12 protein-coding genes and 2 pseudogenes are annotated in these 16,260 nt (G+C 64.5%); 4 read left to right on the forward strand and 10 right to left on the reverse strand.

Annotated elements, in window-relative coordinates:
* Positions 1–26: 26 nt before the first annotated feature.
* Both EJF31_RS15665 and EJF31_RS15670 read right to left on the reverse strand, forming a co-directional pair.
* On the reverse strand, positions 27–1,502 hold the full coding sequence (locus EJF31_RS15665) for an NAD-dependent succinate-semialdehyde dehydrogenase (RefSeq protein ID WP_125038445.1): 1,476 nt from the start codon (positions 1,500–1,502) through the stop codon (positions 27–29).
* Positions 1,503–1,518: 16 nt separating this feature from the next.
* Entirely contained in the window at positions 1,519–2,772 is a 1,254-nt protein-coding gene (locus EJF31_RS15670) for an iron-containing alcohol dehydrogenase (RefSeq protein WP_307718979.1), read from the reverse strand.
* 708 nt (positions 2,773–3,480) lie between these two features.
* On the opposite strand from EJF31_RS15670, the gene EJF31_RS15675 reads away from it, so the two are divergent.
* The 3 genes and pseudogenes from EJF31_RS15675 to EJF31_RS22585 form a co-directional block, all read left to right on the forward strand.
* The gene (locus EJF31_RS15675) at positions 3,481–4,002 is read left to right on the forward strand and encodes a MarR family winged helix-turn-helix transcriptional regulator (protein WP_125038069.1); all 522 of its coding nucleotides are present in this window, start codon (positions 3,481–3,483) and stop codon (positions 4,000–4,002) included.
* Positions 4,003–5,021: 1,019 nt separating this feature from the next.
* A complete protein-coding gene (gene fdxA / locus EJF31_RS15680; RefSeq protein ID WP_125038070.1) occupies positions 5,022–5,351 on the forward strand; it encodes a ferredoxin in 330 nt (109 codons plus the stop codon).
* A 71-nt stretch (positions 5,352–5,422) separates the two neighbouring features.
* A pseudogene (locus tag EJF31_RS22585) lies at positions 5,423–6,469 on the forward strand (2-oxoacid:ferredoxin oxidoreductase subunit beta); the annotation flags it as partial.
* Positions 6,470–6,485: 16 nt separating this feature from the next.
* Here the strand turns inward: EJF31_RS22585 and EJF31_RS15690 are convergent.
* The 3 genes from EJF31_RS15690 to EJF31_RS15700 form a co-directional block, all read right to left on the reverse strand.
* Positions 6,486–7,328, reverse strand: a complete 843-nt coding sequence (locus EJF31_RS15690) for an NADP-dependent oxidoreductase (protein WP_260430900.1) — start codon at positions 7,326–7,328, stop codon at positions 6,486–6,488.
* A 92-nt stretch (positions 7,329–7,420) separates the two neighbouring features.
* A complete protein-coding gene (locus EJF31_RS15695; protein ID WP_125038071.1) occupies positions 7,421–7,945 on the reverse strand; it encodes a DoxX family protein in 525 nt (174 codons plus the stop codon).
* 145 nt (positions 7,946–8,090) lie between these two features.
* The gene (locus EJF31_RS15700; protein WP_260430901.1) at positions 8,091–8,339 is read right to left on the reverse strand and encodes a ferredoxin; all 249 of its coding nucleotides are present in this window, start codon (positions 8,337–8,339) and stop codon (positions 8,091–8,093) included.
* Between the two features lie 1,383 nt (positions 8,340–9,722).
* Between EJF31_RS15700 and leuD the strand changes: the two genes are divergently transcribed.
* Positions 9,723–10,322, forward strand: coding sequence for a 3-isopropylmalate dehydratase small subunit (gene leuD / locus EJF31_RS15705; protein ID WP_125038072.1), 600 nt, complete (start codon positions 9,723–9,725; stop codon positions 10,320–10,322).
* Positions 10,323–10,373: 51 nt separating this feature from the next.
* Here leuD and EJF31_RS15710 read toward each other — a convergent pair.
* The 5 genes and pseudogenes from EJF31_RS15710 to EJF31_RS15730 all read right to left on the reverse strand — a co-directional run.
* Positions 10,374–10,752, reverse strand: a pseudogene (locus EJF31_RS15710) (transposase); the annotation flags it as partial.
* A 173-nt stretch (positions 10,753–10,925) separates the two neighbouring features.
* A complete protein-coding gene (locus EJF31_RS15715; protein WP_125038073.1) occupies positions 10,926–11,867 on the reverse strand; it encodes a hydroxymethylglutaryl-CoA lyase in 942 nt (313 codons plus the stop codon).
* Positions 11,864–13,168, reverse strand: a complete 1,305-nt coding sequence (locus EJF31_RS15720; protein ID WP_221767604.1) for a CaiB/BaiF CoA-transferase family protein — start codon at positions 13,166–13,168, stop codon at positions 11,864–11,866. The genes EJF31_RS15715 and EJF31_RS15720 overlap by 4 nt, the downstream gene beginning before the upstream one ends.
* Positions 13,168–14,799, reverse strand: coding sequence for a GMC family oxidoreductase (locus EJF31_RS15725; RefSeq protein WP_185736312.1), 1,632 nt, complete (start codon positions 14,797–14,799; stop codon positions 13,168–13,170). The genes EJF31_RS15720 and EJF31_RS15725 overlap by 1 nt, the downstream gene beginning before the upstream one ends.
* On the reverse strand, positions 14,796–16,145 hold the full coding sequence (locus EJF31_RS15730) for an amidohydrolase family protein (RefSeq protein WP_125038075.1): 1,350 nt from the start codon (positions 16,143–16,145) through the stop codon (positions 14,796–14,798). The genes EJF31_RS15725 and EJF31_RS15730 overlap by 4 nt, the downstream gene beginning before the upstream one ends.
* Positions 16,146–16,260: the final 115 nt, after the last annotated feature.

The raw sequence follows: 16,260 nt of genomic DNA on the forward strand, positions 1-16,260 counted from the left end.
TCGATTCTGCCTTCTGCAGTGCGCCTTCACCAGTCGACCGCGATGTACTTCGTCTCCGTGAACTCCAGCATCCCTTCGTGGGCGCCTTCCCGGCCAAGCCCACTCTGCTTGACGCCACCGAACGGCGCAGCCGGATCAGAGACGAGCCCTCGATTGACCGCAACCATTCCACTTTCGATGCGGCCAGCCACTCGCAGTCCGCGTCGCAAGTCTTCGGTGAAGACGTACGCGGCAAGTCCGTACTCGGTGGAGTTCGCCGCAGCGATCGCCTCTTCGTCAGTATCGAACGGGATGATCGATGCAACCGGACCAAAGATCTCCTCAGTGACCATACGCGCGTCCGAGGGCACTTCAGTCACGACCGTTGGAGCGTAGAAGTGCCCTGGCGAGTCGATTCTCGAGCCGCCGACCGTAACGGTCGCACCACGCCCAACGGCGTCCCGGACCAGGTCTTCAATCTTGACGACGCTCGCTTCGTCCACGAGCGGGCCGAGTTGCGTGTCAGCGTCTACGGCGGCGCCGACACGCAGGGCACTCATGCGTCGGGTCAGACGCTCGGCGAACAGATCGTGTACATCGCGGTGAACGTAGATGCGGTTGGCTGCCGTGCAGGCCTGTCCACCGTTGCGCATCTTGGCGACCATGGCGCCATCGACTGCGAGGTCGAGATCTGCATCCTCAAAGACCACGAAGGGTGCATTGCCACCAAGCTCCATGGAGCAGCTGAGAACTTGGTCGGCTGCTCGTCTGAGAAGGTGCCGCCCGACCTCAGTCGAACCCGTGAAGGAGAGCTTTCGCACCCGAGGGTCGGCCAGGACAACGTCCATCACCTCACCGGTACGGCTCGTCGTGAGGACATTGACCACGCCCGGCGGAACCCCGGCTTGCGTCATGATGTCGGCAATGACCAAGGAAGTGAGCGGTGTCAAAGTTGCTGGCTTGAGGATAGCGGTGCATCCGGCCGCGAGTGCAGGTGCGAGTTTGCGCGTAGCCATCGCGGCCGGGAAGTTCCACGGTGTAATGAGCGCACACACACCAATCGGTTGACGCTCGACGACAATTCTGTTCGCGCCCGAGGGTGCAGTCGAGATCTGGCCGATCAAGCGCACTGCTTCCTCAGCGTACCAACGGAAAAATTCGGCGGCATACGCGACCTCGGAACGCGCGTCGTGAATCGCCTTGCCGTTCTCGAGGGAGATGAGCCGGGCGAGCTGCTCACCGCGTTGGGTCATGAGTTCGAAGCATCGGCGAAGAATCTCGGAGCGAGTCCGAGGTGCAGTTGCGGCCCAGGCTGGGAGAGCTTCTGAAGCCGCACCTACCGCGCGCGCTCCGTCGGCAGGGGTCGCGTCCGCGACCTCGGTGAGGAGGGAGCCATCCGACGGGTTAAACACTCCGACTGTTCCGAAGTCGCTGCCATTCACCCAGCGACCGCCGATGAATAGGCCGCTTGGCACTGCTAGCTCGTCGATCGTCAACACGGTGCGGTCAACGGCAGTCTCCATTTTTCCTCGCTTCAAGTTAGCCACGGAATGAGTAATCGCCGACAAACGCGGCACGAACAATTTCGTAGAGCCCGTCGATATCCAGCTTGACGGGATTGTTGTCAATCAGGCGTTTTGAGTTTAGTGACAGTTCCGCGATTCTTGGCAAGTCATCCTCTTGCACACCAATGTCTGCAAGGGTGGGCGGGATGTCAATGTCCGCGAGAATCTGGTCTATGGCCAAGACAGCTTCTCGCGCTGCGTCCGGAACGTCAGCGCCAACCGTGTCGCAGCCGAGGGTCTCGGCGATCCGGGCCAGTTGAGGTTGAATCGCTGGGAAGTTGTAACGCATGACGTAAGGAAGGAGTAGGCCGACCCCAAGACCGTGCGACGTGTGGGTGAGAGCCCCGATCGGATACTGGAGGGCGTGTGCAGCCGCAGTGCCGGCATTACTTAGGGAGATCCCACCGTAAAGTGCCGCGAGCATCATGTCTCCCCGAGCGGCGAGGTTTCCCGGTTCGCGATAGGCGGCAACCAAACTTCGGCCGACCAGACGAACGCCTTCGAGCGCGATAGAACCGGTAAGTGGACTTGCTCCAATGAAGACGCGCTCATGCGGCAGCTGAGTTGTGCGTTCACGCACGACTGCCGTGTATGACTCGACGAGGTGGACGAGTGCGTCCGCTCCCGTCGCAGACGTTAGCGAGGAAGGGCAGCTCAGCGTGAGGGTTGGGTCGCAGACTGCGGCAACTGGGATCATGTAGGGACTAGAGATACCCATCTTCATGCCTCGCTCGAGGTCTCCGACGACCGCGATCGCCGTCGCCTCGGAGCCTGTGCCCGAAGTCGTTGGCACGGCGATGATTGGCATGACCGGCCCAGGAACCGCGAATTCTCCGAAGTAGTCGCGTGGGGAGCCGCCGTGAGTCAGCATCAACGCGACGACTTTCGCCATGTCAATACAACTGCCGCCACCAACGCCTATTACGACATCGAAGTGACGCCCACGTAGGCGGTCGACACATGAGCTGATCCCCGATAGCGGCAGTTCGGGTTCGGTGTCACTGAAGACCTCAGTGGAAAGCCCCTCGGACTGTAGGTCGCTCACGATCTCTGCGATCACGTCGGACTTTGCCAACCGGGAGTCGGTGCAGATGAGGGCTGCCTTGCCGAAGTCCCGCGCCAACATACCCACACTTCGACGTTGCCCGGCCCCGACAAGGATCGTCCGCGGTAACCGAAGCACTCCAAATGCAGACTCAGCACTGACGAGTGCGCTCGTGCACGTCACGTCCAGGCCTTCCTCTCAGGCAAGACATCCAAGGTTGTGCGGCACAGGATACTACGTGTACTGAACAATGCAACCTCTGCCCGCCGCTGCTTTCAGTCGGTCGCGGGGGTTCCACACCACCGTCGGGCACCGCCATCACTCTGTCGCTTGCGAGCCGACGCTCCGTCCGGCCCGGTTGATCGTCGAGGACGGCTGGTCGCCCGCCGAGCAGCTGAGTTTTCAACGTCTCTTGGCGCACTGCCAGCAATTGGGCTCGGCACTACCGGGCCGAAGGGCCGGTCGGGATGCTGGATCGGTCCTGGCCCGACACAGCCAGCACACGAAGACCCGACTCAACCGGCCGACCTGCATGGACCGGGTCACTGGCGAGCCGGCCAAGCACTACGAACGCGAGCGCCCCAGGGACCTGATCCACGTCGACGTGACCAAGCTCGGCAACGTCCCCGACGGGGGCGGCTGGCGGTTCGTCGGGATCGATCAGGGCAACGCCTACCGCGGCGCCACTCGCGTCCGGACTGGGAAGAGGACAGAGATACGGGGTGGCGATGGGCACCTGCTTGCTCGGCATCACTCCGAAGCGACCTCGCCGCCCGTAGACCAAGGGCAAGATCTGCATTGCCCCCCCGGCGAGTCACCTCGACGCTGGGTAGATCCTCAGTCTGCTGCGTTTATGCTTGTCGCAAGGACCAACCCAGCTGATGAGGCGAAATGGCAAACGAAACGCAGAACAACAGCGGCGAGTTCGACTTCGAGTTGGTCGACCAGGTGGGATACCTAATCAGGGTGTCGCAACAGGTCCACTTTGCGTTGTGGAACTCGTCTGACGACGTGGGAGGCCTCACGTCACCGCAGTTCGCCGTGCTTCACAATCTTGCCCACAACGAACCGCTCGACCAGACCGAGCTCGGAGGACTTGCCTCCCTCGACCGATCCACCCTGGCGAACATCGTGACGCGGCTGGCCGAGCGAGGGTTGGTGAGGCGCACGCGTGACACCGTCGACGGACGTCGGAACTTGGTGTCGCTGACTCCGGAGGGCAAGGCTGTGCATGCAGGCGCAGTACTTGGCGCGTACAAGATCAACGAGACCTTGCTCACCTCGATGCCGGAGAGCGATCGGAAGTCGCTCCTGCGCATCCTCGGGACACTCATTTCGAAGCATCGAGAGGCATCGACATCTAACAACGTTCGCAATGCCCTGGGCGTCTCCTCTGGGCGTAATGGCGGGTAGGGGCCGAGTTCAACTTCCGCGCTTGGCCGCACGAGACCGATGTCAGCTCCGCAGGCCGCTCGTGTCGACAAGGACGCGCCTTCCACGGCGATGATCTCCGCTGACCCGCACGCTCTTGACTCATCCGCAAACTCGTCACGGCCCGCCTAGAGGCTCCTCAGGCAGTTCGGCTCCGAACAGGCAGATTTGGAGTTCGTTTCATCACGACGACGGCGTCGTCCACCACGCCGACGTCCTGACCCTTGAAGGCCGCCTTGCCCCTGCCGAAGACCAACGCGGGCTCGTGGCGCCGTCACGGAAGGACGAAGGCTCCCGACTCCATGGGCGATCGCCAGGTCGTCGCGCGGTCGAGATTCGGAACCACCACCTCCCAACCGCACACGTGAGACCATCCGCGGCGCGTTCGCTCTCGTGCTCGGCGATCGCGGGCGCGCCTCGGCCGTCCACGGGAAACGCGGTCGCGGCTCCAGGCACCCTTCCTGCGATCGTGAATTGCACACATGGCAAGGACTGCACCGGCGCCCTCGTGGCACTCATAGTCGGCGATCGGCCGAACCGACGAGGTCGCGACGACCGAGCACGCAGCCAGGGCGCCTTTCCCTACGCCGACGTTCCGAGGTGCTGGCCCCCGCCCTCCGTCAACTTGGGTCATTGAGGATTCCGATGTGATGGACGCCAATTGACGTCGTACCTCCGTAGCGTTGCCGACGCTCCCCGCTGGCGGAGCAAGAGAGACCTGAGGGCTGGGTGGCTGTCGATACGAGAGGAATATGGAGACCAGCGCGCCGACACTTGGTCGAACCTGGATTCAGGTGCCGCCAGCAACTCGTACGCCCCGCGACGCGATGGCGGGCAACTTGACTGTGGCTGACCTAACACCTATTTTCTTCCGTATGCTGAGGATTTCCAGACGGGCATGGCAGGCGCGCTCAGTCGAACCGGTCATCGATACCGCCATCATCGTCAGCACCTGCCGAAACCAGTGAAGAACCAGTGAAGGATCCGATGAGGACTGCGCTATGACTTACGTGATCGCCTCGGGCTGCCTCGACGTCCAGGACCGCGCCTGCGTGGACGAGTGCCCGGTCGACTGCATCTATGCCGGTGCTCGGATGCTCTACATCCAGCCCGAGGAGTGCGTGGACTGTGGTGCGTGCGAGCCGGTGTGCCCCGAGGAGGCGATCTTCTACGAGGACGACGTCCCGGCCGAGGACGCAGACTTCACGCGGTTCAACGCGGAGTTCTTCGCCGAGATCGGGTCGCCCGGAGGCGCCGCGGCCGTGGACCTGACCGACCGCGACCACCGCGAGATCACCCCCCTCCCGGTCCGCCGCGCGGGGCAGGCATGACCGCCACCGTCGACCTTCCCCGTCCCGACGCTCGACCCGGGCCGCACCTGCCCTGACCTGGTGCGCCGTCACGACCCTGCGGACGGGCCGCACGCCGGCAAGGAGTCACCTCCGACCAGGAGGTGCGCTGGTGCCCGGGATGTGATGACTATGCGGTGCTCACGGCCGTGCAGCCGTTCTTGCCCACCCTAGGACTGCGCCGGAAGATCATCGTGTTCGTGTCCGGGAACCGGCTGCTCCAGCCGGTTCCCCTACTACCTGGACACCTACGGGATGCGCTCCAACCACGGCGCCCCCTCGATCGCGACCGGGATCGCCACTGCGCGGGAGGACCTCTCGATGTCGGTGGTCACCGGCGACGGCGACGCGCTCTCGATCGGCGGCAACCACCTGATCCACGCGCGGCGCCGCAACGTCAACATGACCATCATGCTGTTCAACAACCGCATCTACGGCCTCACCAGGGGCCGGTACTCCCCCACCAGCGAGACCGGCAAGATCACCGAGTCCCCCCATGGGCTCCCTAGGCCACCCCTTCAACCCGGTGTCCCTCGCGCTCGGTGCCGAGGGCACTGTCGTGTCCCGCACCATCGACAGCGACCGCAAGCACTTCACGCCGGTCCTGTCCGCGGCCGCCGCCCACCGCGGCACCTCGTTCGTCGAGATCTACCAGAACTGCCCGATCAACGACGGCGCCTTCGACGCCATCAAGAACAACGACAGCAAGGCTGACGCGATCATCCCGCTGACCCACGGCGAGCCGATCCGCTTCGGCGGCACCGACAGTTCGGGCGTGGGTCCAAGGGCGTGATCCGTGGTCTCGGCCCCGGGGGCCCGGTGGCGTGAAGATCGCTGCGGTCGCCGAAGTCGGAGAGGACGCGACCCTCGTCCATGACGCCCCCAACCCCGACGCGACCACGGCGTTCGCGATCTCCCGTCTCACCGCGGCCGACTACCTGCACCAGGCGACGATCGGCATCCTCCGCCAGGTGGCGCGGCCGTCGTACGACGACCAGGCCCGGGCGCAAATCACGACCGCCCAGTACCCCGCCCCCAGCGAGCCCTCCGATCGTCTCGCGGCGCTCATCGGCGGCGGCGACCCATGGACGGTCACCTGAGCCGGCCGCACGCTAGTCAGGTCACCAGCGCGAGCTTGCCCCCGGGGTGCAGTCCCAGGAGCACCCGGAGCGCATCCGGGGCGGCCTCGAGCGGGAAGGTCCGCGCGACCGGCACCTCGATCTCACCGGCTGCCGCCGCCTCGATGAGCCGGGAGCGCACACCATTGCGATAGGTCGCGCTCACCGGGTTCGATCCCGCGAGGGCATGGAACCCTTCCGTCGTTGCCCGATGAGCCGAGGCGATCGTAACGATGCGACCGCGATCAGCGACCACCGCCGTCGATGCGCTCACCGCTTCGTCCGTGCCTACGCAGTCGAGCGACGCGGCGATACCTTCCGGAGCAGCTGCCTGGAGGCGCGCGACCAAGCCATCGCCGTACCGGACCGGCTCGGCACCGAAGCCACGAACGCGCTCGAAGCTGTGCTGACCGCATGTGGCCACGACCCGTACACCCATGCGCCGCGCTAGCTGGAGCACGGCGACACCCACAGCTCCCGAACCGCCGTGCACGACGATCGTCTCTCCGCTCGAGACGCCGGTGACGTGCAACATCTCGGACGCCGTCGTCCCGGCAAGAAGCAGGTTGGCGGCCTCGGCGAAGGACAGGTTGTCGGGCTTGGCGAAGACGTCAGATGCCCGCACGGTCACATGCGATGACCACCCGCCGGCGACTCTGAAGGCGAGCACCTCCTGCCCGACCGTACCGCCACCGGAGGCGATCTGGGTTCGGGAGGGAATCGCGGCAAGCACGCCAGCGACCTCGTAGCCGATCGGCTTGGGGAATTCAGAGGCGTTGCCACCTGCCGCGTGCTTGTGGTCGGCCGGGTTGACACCGGCCGCTCGTACCTCGATGGTCACCTCGCCAACCTCGGGGACGGGGACGTCGTACTGCTCGAGCGAGAAGTGCTCGAGTCCGCCAGGGCGGGTGGCCACCCAGCGTCGGGCAGCGATCAAGGTGCTGTCACCGGAATGCGTGCGGGCCGCCAGCACAGCGCGAGCAGGACGGCGGCGCCCCCGCCACCACAAATAACGGCGACCAGGAGTCCCGTCCAGCCCGAGAAGTCGATGTCCAGTGCGGCGTCCAGCGACCAGCTCCCTGCCCCGAGGCCTCCGAGCGCAACGGCTACCAGGATGAGGGTGAGGACGTACTCGTATCCCTCGCCCGGACGGAAGATGAAGAACCCGTTGCGCAGATGGTTGGTGACGAGCGCCACCACCATGACCCCCACCACGCCGGCCGCGGCCAGCGGTATCAGCAGCCCGGCGAGAAGGAGGGCTCCCACCCCGAGCTCGGTCATGCTCGCCACCCAGGCGTGCACCAGCCCCGGCCGCATGCCCAGGCTGTCGAACCATCGAGCCGTGCCCGCGATCTTGCCACCTCCCCATACGTGGTTGTAGCCATGGGCGAGGAACACCACACCCACAATCCCCCTGAGCACCAGGAGAGAGAAGTCGATCGTGGCAGGGTCGGACATTCGAGTTCTCCGATCGTTTGGGGCGACACCAGCGCCGAGATCGCGTCCGCGGTGTCGTGGCGGGCACTCGTAGGAGCACATGGCTCCACCAGCGCCGGATGCTCCGGATACGGATGTTGCCCGGCGCGGGACCCTGTTTCTCGGGTCAGTCGGTCATCCGGATCGCCCGTGACGGGCAGCGGCTGACCGCTTCCTCGACGTTCTCTCGTTCCGACTTCGGAGGGTCCTCTACGAGGATCGCGATCCCGTCCTCTTCTCGCTGATCGAAGACCAACGGGGCCGTCAGGACGCACTGACCGGCACCGACGCACATCTCCTCGTCGATCTCGACATTCATCTTCAACCTCACAATCAGAGCTCCAACCGACACCTCGAGCCGCTGCAACGCGACCACCGGCCCTGCATGCTCACCGCGGGCGGTATGGGCCCGCGGCGAACCGCTTTCGCGACGTCAGAATTAATCAGTACACGGACAGTGTATCACCCGGTTGTAGCCCAGTTCAAGGGTTGCCAGGTATCGCCCCTTCGCAGCGCTGGCGAGCCGGGCATCGTGGTCGGCTCGCACATCTGCCCGCGCTACCGATTCCTTCCGCCCTTGTGCTCGGTCGGCGCCAGCTTGAGGCCCGGGCACCGCGTGAACACCTCGCCGAAGATCGGCCTAGCCACGCTTCGGCGATGCACCAGCCGCCGCACTCGATCTCCATAGGGGCGTTCGCGCGCGGCTGCGCCCTGGCGCTCGAGACACCGTGCGTCGGCGACAACTGACGAGATGCACGCGAACGCTCGATGGGACACGGAGGCATGTCCACTTTCCGGACGCTACCCAGATTTTCCTCCGCCCACTGAGTAATGTGAGCGAACACGAGGCACGCCGCGCACATCGGCTCTGGGCGCTTTCCGACCTCCACGGAGGTGCGAGACGGAGGAGAACTTGATGCACCGAGGATGCGACGCCGTCGGCCCAACGATACGGCTCGAGATCTGCGGCGACGACCGCCTTCCCCAACCGTTGACCCCTACCGAATGGCGCGAGGCGATGCTGAGCACCGTGCCAGAGCCTGACCGCTCATCAGACCCATAGATTCCCAACTGCCAGAGCCGCACGCAACGTCACGCGCGTCGCGCACGCCACTTCGCGGGCTCGCACAACGTACAACTGAAGATGGGGCGCGCCGATGGACAATTGAACGGCGTGTACCGCGATGCCTGAGGCAAGCCCGCACGAGGCCGCAAGCGACGGCGTCGAGCGGAGAAACTACGCTCTGGAGGCTTGGCGTGACTGCCGAGAACTACTCGCTCTTACGGCTTCTACGCCAACTTCGGTCTCGCCCGCGGATGCGTGGAGCTGTTCACCGAGGACGGGCTCATGGAATTCAACTTCTACAACGACTCCGCCTGCCTCGAGGACACACTGAGTCCGATGGCAGGCCACCCGACCAAGGTCGACTGGCCGGTGGAGTCCGGCCGAGTCACCAGCCACGACGAGCTGCACCTGGCCGCCACCGCGCCTAGGCACGAGCGACTCATGGGCAGGTGCCAGCACCGACGGGCAGCCGTCGGTCTTCAGGCTGAACGACCACGAGACGGCGCTCATCATCAGCAACTCCATCATCTACGCGTGCCATCACGGCAACTTCGCACCCGAGGTCGGATATCAGAGCCACGCCCTGAACCGCTGGGTGTTCCGCCGCGCGAACCGTCGGTGGCGCATCTCCAAGAACGTTCGAAGGGTGATGGGCCACCCCAGTCATCTCTTTAAAATTGGAAGGAGAACCAGATGGACAGGTTCACGCACCACGTCGGAACCGGGCTCGCCCTCCGTCGCAGCAACGTCGATACGGACCAGATCATCCCAGCTTCTTACATGAAGCGAGTTACCCGGACCGGCTACGAGGATGGTCTGTTCGCGGCCTGGCGCGACGACCCGGACTTCGTCGCAAACAGACCAGAGTTTCGAGGCGCCAGCATCCTCGTCGCGGGCCAGGACTTCGGCACGGGATCGTCGCGAGAGCATGCGGTGTGGGCTCTGATGGACTCCGGATACAGGGTGGTCCTGTCCAGTAGATTCGCCGACATCTTCAAGAGCAATGCGGGCAAGTCAGGCCTGCTGGCAGCGCAGGTGTCTGAGAGCGTGGTGGAGCTTCTCTGGGGCGCCATCGAGAGTGCGCCTACGACACAGATCAGCGTCGACCTGCAGAACCGGACCGTCGCCATTGACGGGCTGACCGCGCCGTTCGAGGTCGACGACCACACGCGCCATCGACTGCTGGAGGGGGTGGACGACATTGCAGCGACACTCGCGAACGAGGCCGACATCGCTGCCTTTGAATCACTGAGGCCGTCCTGGCTGCCGCGCACCTCTACATCGGCGACCTGAGGGACCCAGCGTCCGTTTCGAGAATGCGAGAGACCCCCTCGAGCTACCCGACAGCCGACACGGTTCGCGGCCCTCGGACCCGGTGTCGGCACCCAGCGCCTTGACCGAGTGGTCGACCTTCCTCGTGGAGGCCCCGTGCCGGTAGACGTCCATGATCACCGCGAACAGCGCCCGGTCGACCCGGCCGCCAGCTTCGGGATCCGCAGCTCCAAGTCGCCCGTGGACGTCGTGAGCGTCCGCGGACGGCTGCCGTTGCCCTGCGCAGTGCGGTCCACGGTGCGTTCCCAGTGGCCGGCGCCGATCACCGCAGTGAGCTCGGCAGCGATCAACGCCTGGTAGATCGTCTGGGCCGCCGTGCGGACCCGGTCCTCGACGCCCCAGCCTGCATGGCTTCCAGCACCTCGAGTTGGGCAGGATTGTGCAGGGCCATCGTGCTTCAGGTCCTTCCGTGAGTGCTATCGCTAGGTCTCACTGAACGCGGCACGGTGTCCGCGTACGTCATCGTCAACACGACGAACACCACCTCATGGGACGTCACCCCGGTGGCGATGCCTAGTCGTCCCACCATTACTTCTTGGCGACCATCCGTGGCTCGGCCCTGGACTACCGCTGGCTATCCGCCAGCACCCAAGGAAAGGCACAGGCGGTACTTCGAGAACCGTCGACCGCCCGTGAGCGGTTGGGTTCACCCAGCTCCGCCAGGAGGCGCTGGGACAGCCGGACCATGGTGGCGAACGAAGCCGGGTCCAACCACTCCGGTTCCAAGGCGTATGACACGTCCTCGGTCGCTGCGTTTCCACTCGCGCCGGGTGCGAAGGGGCATCCGCCGAGTCCCCCCAGCGCGCTGTCGACCATGGTCGCTCCCGCGGCGACGGCAGCCAGGGTATTCGCTACGCCCATGCCCCAGGTGTCATGTCCGTGGTAGCCGATCCGCCGTACCGGACTCAGCTCACGGACCTTGCGCACAAGGCTAGACACCTCTGACGGTCGTGCTTGGCCGAGCGTGTCGCAGAGGACGACCTCGTCGAGGCCTTCGGTGCGCGGATCGTTGATGATCTCGAGCACACGGTCGGGGTCAATCACACCTTCGAACGGGCAGGTGAAAGCAGTCGCCAGTCCGAGTTGCATGACGCCACCTACGGACTTCGCAACCTCGATTGCCTCAGGCAGGCCATCCATGCTCACGTCGGTTGTGCGCGCGACGTTTGCCTGATTGTGACTGCCCGACACCGAGACCACGTACTGGAAGTTGACGACTCCCACGGCCGCTGCTTTCCGTACGTGCTGTGGAGTAGCGACCCACATCCAACTGCTGGCCAACTCCGCCGGAGTGAGCGCTGCGGCTACTTCGAGACTATCGGCGAGCTGCGGAATCAGATCAGGTCGGGCCATGGAGCCGATCTCGATCTCGGTGACGCCGAGCGCAAACAGTGATCGGATGACTTCGACCTTGCGCTCTGTCGTGAGCGACTTTCCAGTGAGCTGGAGGCCGTCGCGCACGGTAACGTCTCGGATCGCGGCGCTCTGTACCGGTTCCTGGGTCACGCGTGAACACCTTCCTCGAACACCCGCTCAATCTGCGCAGTCGTCTTTCCCAGGACGCTGCGCAACACAGACTCAGTGTGCTCCCCGAGGTCCGGCCCCACCGATCGGACCTGCAACGAACGACATCCCAGAAGGGGGACGATGCCGGGGAAGTCAACAGCCTCGATGCCGCTGCCGGTATCCACGGGAAGGGTTTGGATCATTCCGCGTGCACGATAATGAGGATCGTCGATGATATCTGCAGCTTCGAGGATCGGGCCCGCGGGGACGCCGGCTCGGTCGAGCTCGGCTAGAGCTTCGGCTCGAGTGCAACTCTCTGTCCACGCGCCGATCGCGGAGTCGAGGAGGTCTCGGTGCTTCCACCGCTCAGTATTCGTCTGCAGCCCAGGATTCTCCCCCAGGTCCGTTCGCCCGATGACCTGCATGCAGCGGCGGAAGATCGAGTCACCGTTGGCCGCGATGACCACGCTTGATCCGTCAGCGCACGCGTACGCGTTGGTCGGTGCGATCCCTTCCATGCGACCACCGACTCGTTCGCGATTGACTCCGTAGGCGGACCGATCGGGGATCAGCGACTCCATCATGGAAAAGACGGCCTCGTGCAAGGCGACGTCGACATGCTGCTCGCAGGGGCCCAGACGTGGCTCTCCGGCCGCGCGTCGTGAGTCACGCTGGAACAGCGCCATCACCACGCCGAAAGCTGCGTAGAGTCCTGCGATCGAGTCTCCGATCGAGACGCCTGTCCTCGAAGGTGGCCGGTCGGCCTCACCGACGAGCGCACGCAGGCCGCCGTACGCCTCGGCAACGGCTGCAAATCCTGGGCGGCTCGACAAGGGACCGGTCTGACCGAACGCGGAGACCCGGGCCACGACTAGCTCCGGATTGACGGCCTGCAACCGCGCTGCACCCAGGCCCCAACCGTCCAGCGTCCCGGGACGAAAGTTCTCGAGCAGAACGTCCGATCGCTCGACGAGTTCGAGCACGGTGTCACGCCCGGCCTCGGTCCGCAGGTCGAGCGCGATCGACTTCTTCCCCCGGTTGATCGTGCGGTAAAGGAGCGACGTGTGGCCGGCGTACAGGCGCCAGTTGCGCAGCTCATCACCGGTTCGGGGCCGTTCCACCTTGATCACCTCGGCACCGAAGTCCGCCAACAGGCGACCTGCTGTCGGTGCGGCGATGTAGTTCCCTAGCTCGATCACGCGAATGCCTTCGAGCGGGCGACCGAGCTCTGCGTCCATGAAGTCTGCGGGTCTGTCGGAGTCGACCACCTGAGTGGGCGGCCGATCGTGCGAGTGCGTCATCAGCGATGGTCTTCCATGATGATGTCCGCCGCGATCCAAGCCATCGCTTGGGTCGGCGCGTTGTTGTTCCCGCCCGGCTGGGTGGGAAATACCGAGGCATCGACAACGCGGAGCTTGGTGGTGCCCCGGACGCGCAACCGATCGTCGACGACGCTGTCCTCGGTACCACCGATCGCGCAACCCCCGATCGAGTGGTAGCCGACCGCCTTGGTAAGGCAGTACTGAAAGATCTCCTCGCAACCAAGCGGATGTCCCGGCACGACCTCTGCCTCGACGAGTCCAGCGAAGGGTTCAGTTGCCAGCAGTTCGCGCGCCTTCTCGTAGACCTTGGGCAAGAGAGCCCTGTCGTGCTCGGTCGTGAGGTGGTTGGGAATCAAGCGCGGCTTATCCTTGATGCCCGAGCCGGTGATGTGGATCGACCCCCTGCTTGTCGGATACATCATGTACGCGTTGAGCATCGCGCCAGGGAATTCGTCCACGATCATCCTGCCGGTCCTCGGATGAACGGCAGTGGCCGACAGAGGCGTGAAGAACGCCTGCGTGTCGGGGTGCGGCGAGTTCGCGTCCGACTTGTACATCGCTGCCACGTTGTATGCCCCGTAGGAGACCAAACCCTCCCGAGTAAAGAGGTACTTGAACCCGGTCCAACCTTTCCCGAACATGCTAGAGACCGTGGCGTTCAGACCGGACTCACCCTTCAGCTTAACCTGGAAGATCAGGCCACAACCGTGATCATTGAGGTTCTCGCCGACGCTCGGCGAGGGAACGACGACCGGGACACCCGCCGCCTTCAGGATGTCTGGATCACCTACGCCACTGCGCTCAAGGAGCAGCGGGCTGTCCAGTCCACCGGCACAGACCAGGACCTCTCGATGAGCCCTGAAACGGAGTTTCTTCCCGCGACGTGTCACCTCCACACCGGTAGCCGCCGACCCGTCGAAGGTGACGCGATCCACCTCGGCCCGGGTCAGAACCGTGACGTTCGGTCGGCGTCGAGCGGGCCGGAGAAACGCTTGGGATGCGCTGACACGGAGACCGCTTCCGACGTTTGCGCTCGCGTAGGCAACGCGCTCCTCGTCAGAGTCGTTCATGTCATCGGTCATGGCAATGCCGTGCTTGCCGAGCGCCGCGATGAAGGTATCGCTCACCGGATCCGGCGGCCGAGCGACGCTCACGGGGACAGGCCCCCCGCTGCCTCGAGCGGGGCTTTCGCCGAGCTCATGATCCTCCAGCGCCTTGAAGGCTACGAGGAACCGATCCCAGCTCCAGCCCTGGATACCGCTGCGCTGCCAGGCTTCGTAGGCCGACGCCCACCCTCGGTTCCAAAACATCCCATTAATGGTCGTCGAACCGCCGAGGACGCGGCCGCGAGGCAGGGACGCGACGTAGCCGGAGGCATCCGGCTCCGCCTCGAACACCTTGGTGTAACGCTTGCTACCCATGGTGTAGAAAAAGCCCTTGGGCACCCGGTGCAACGGGCTACGATCCGATCCTCCCGCCTCCAGGACAAGGACACTCGCGCTGGAGTCTCGGCTCAGACGATCGGCGAGGATCGAGCCCGCTGCCCCGCTGCCGACGATGATGTAATCGAAGGCAGCGGAGCTTGCCCGCCTGCTGGCTGGGTTGGTCACGTAAGGACGTTGGGTCGGACCCAGGCGCCGGCGGGACGAAACGCGAACGTGAAGTCGTGCTCGGGGTCTTTGAACTGCTCGGCCCACTTCTTCTCGTCATCGGAGAGGGGAGTCATCAGCTCGGTGATGGTGGGCGCCTTGATCCGGTTCGCGACCGCCTGCAGGACGTCCAGGTCGAGGTCGAAGGCACGCACGCCGTTGCCGTACATCATCTTGCGGACGGACTCCTCGGGGATTCCGGTCATCGCGTCACGGATTGCGAGCTGGGACCGGATCGGCTCGTTCTCGATCTCTGGGTCCGGGAAGGCCCACGTGCCCTCGCGGTGCGGGTAGTCACTGCCCCAGATCAGCATCTTGTCGAACCCCTGCTCCACGGCCGTCTGCGCCTCGAAGTTTGCCATGAAGCTCACACCGAAGAACACGTTGGACTGCACGTACTGGTTCGGCAGCTTCGGCACCAGGGCCTGCAGCTCCGGCGTGGCGTCCTCCCATGCCTGGTCCAACTCACGCACCGCGTTCTCCCACCACACGCCGCGCCCCTCGGTCAGCAGCAGCTTCAGGTCCGGGTAGCGCTCGAACACCTCACCGAAGATCATCCGACCCATCCCGCGACGGTACGGCCAGCTGTCCATCTCCAACTGCTGGATCGCACCGGCCCGGGGCAGGTTCATCTTCTCCGGGTCGCCGTAGATCCCCGGCGCGCCCACCCCACCGGAGTGGGTGTTCAGGTGCATCTTGTTGGCCTGGGCGCACGCCCAAAACGGGGCCCACGCCGGGTCGTCGTACTCGGTCAGCCACTGCCTCGGCGAGGGAAAGTTCACCCCACGCAGACCATGGTCTGCACCCCACTGCAACTGCTTGACCGACTCCTCGATGTCCCACATCGGCAGATGCACCAGACCAATGTGACGCTCCGGCTCTACCGAGCAGAAGTCCGCGAGCCATCGGTTGAAGGCACGCATCCCCGCCGCAGCGTTCTCCAACTCGTTAGCAGGGATGACCGTACGAACATCTGATGTACCCCGGTGACCCAGAGGGAACGGTTGATCGTTCTGGCTGCCGTGGAAGATCACCTGCACCGCGATTCCATCGCGATCCATGTCGCGGATCCGAGCATGCGGATCGTAGTGCCCCTCGGTCCGACTGTTCAGATCCTGCCGCCGCATACGACCCTCCGTCGGGGAGAAGACCGTGTAGGCGTTTTCGGCCTTCTGCTGCTCCGCGATGAACTCATCAAACGCCGGCAGGAACTTCGCCTCGAAGTACGGTCGCAGATCCTCCGCCCGCGGCCCGCAGTGACTATCACCGGACACAATTACTACCGACTCAGAATCCGAACCGGACATCACACACTCCTCCGTCTCGCGCTAGTCAGCGCCGCCGCCTCGACAACAACAAAACCTTCCGTATACTGACTGTATGACCGAGTGCACCACCAGTCAACCCGCATTTGCGAGGTGA

It is taken from the genome of Nocardioides sp. LS1 (genome assembly GCF_003865225.1).
Taxonomy (GTDB): Bacteria; Actinomycetota; Actinomycetes; order Propionibacteriales; family Nocardioidaceae; genus Nocardioides; species Nocardioides ginsengisegetis.

Coding starts and splice junctions, on each gene's coding strand:
- EJF31_RS15665 (WP_125038445.1), bottom strand. CDS start 1,502: ATGGAGACTGCCGTTGACCGCACCGTGTTGACGATCGACGAGCTAGCA.
- EJF31_RS15675 (WP_125038069.1), top strand. CDS start 3,481: ATGGCAAACGAAACGCAGAACAACAGCGGCGAGTTCGACTTCGAGTTG.
- fdxA (WP_125038070.1), top strand. CDS start 5,022: ATGACTTACGTGATCGCCTCGGGCTGCCTCGACGTCCAGGACCGCGCC.
- EJF31_RS15695 (WP_125038071.1), bottom strand. CDS start 7,945: ATGTCCGACCCTGCCACGATCGACTTCTCTCTCCTGGTGCTCAGGGGG.
- leuD (WP_125038072.1), top strand. CDS start 9,723: ATGGACAGGTTCACGCACCACGTCGGAACCGGGCTCGCCCTCCGTCGC.
- EJF31_RS15720 (WP_221767604.1), bottom strand. CDS start 13,168: ATGACGCACTCGCACGATCGGCCGCCCACTCAGGTGGTCGACTCCGAC.
- EJF31_RS15730 (WP_125038075.1), bottom strand. CDS start 16,145: ATGTCCGGTTCGGATTCTGAGTCGGTAGTAATTGTGTCCGGTGATAGT.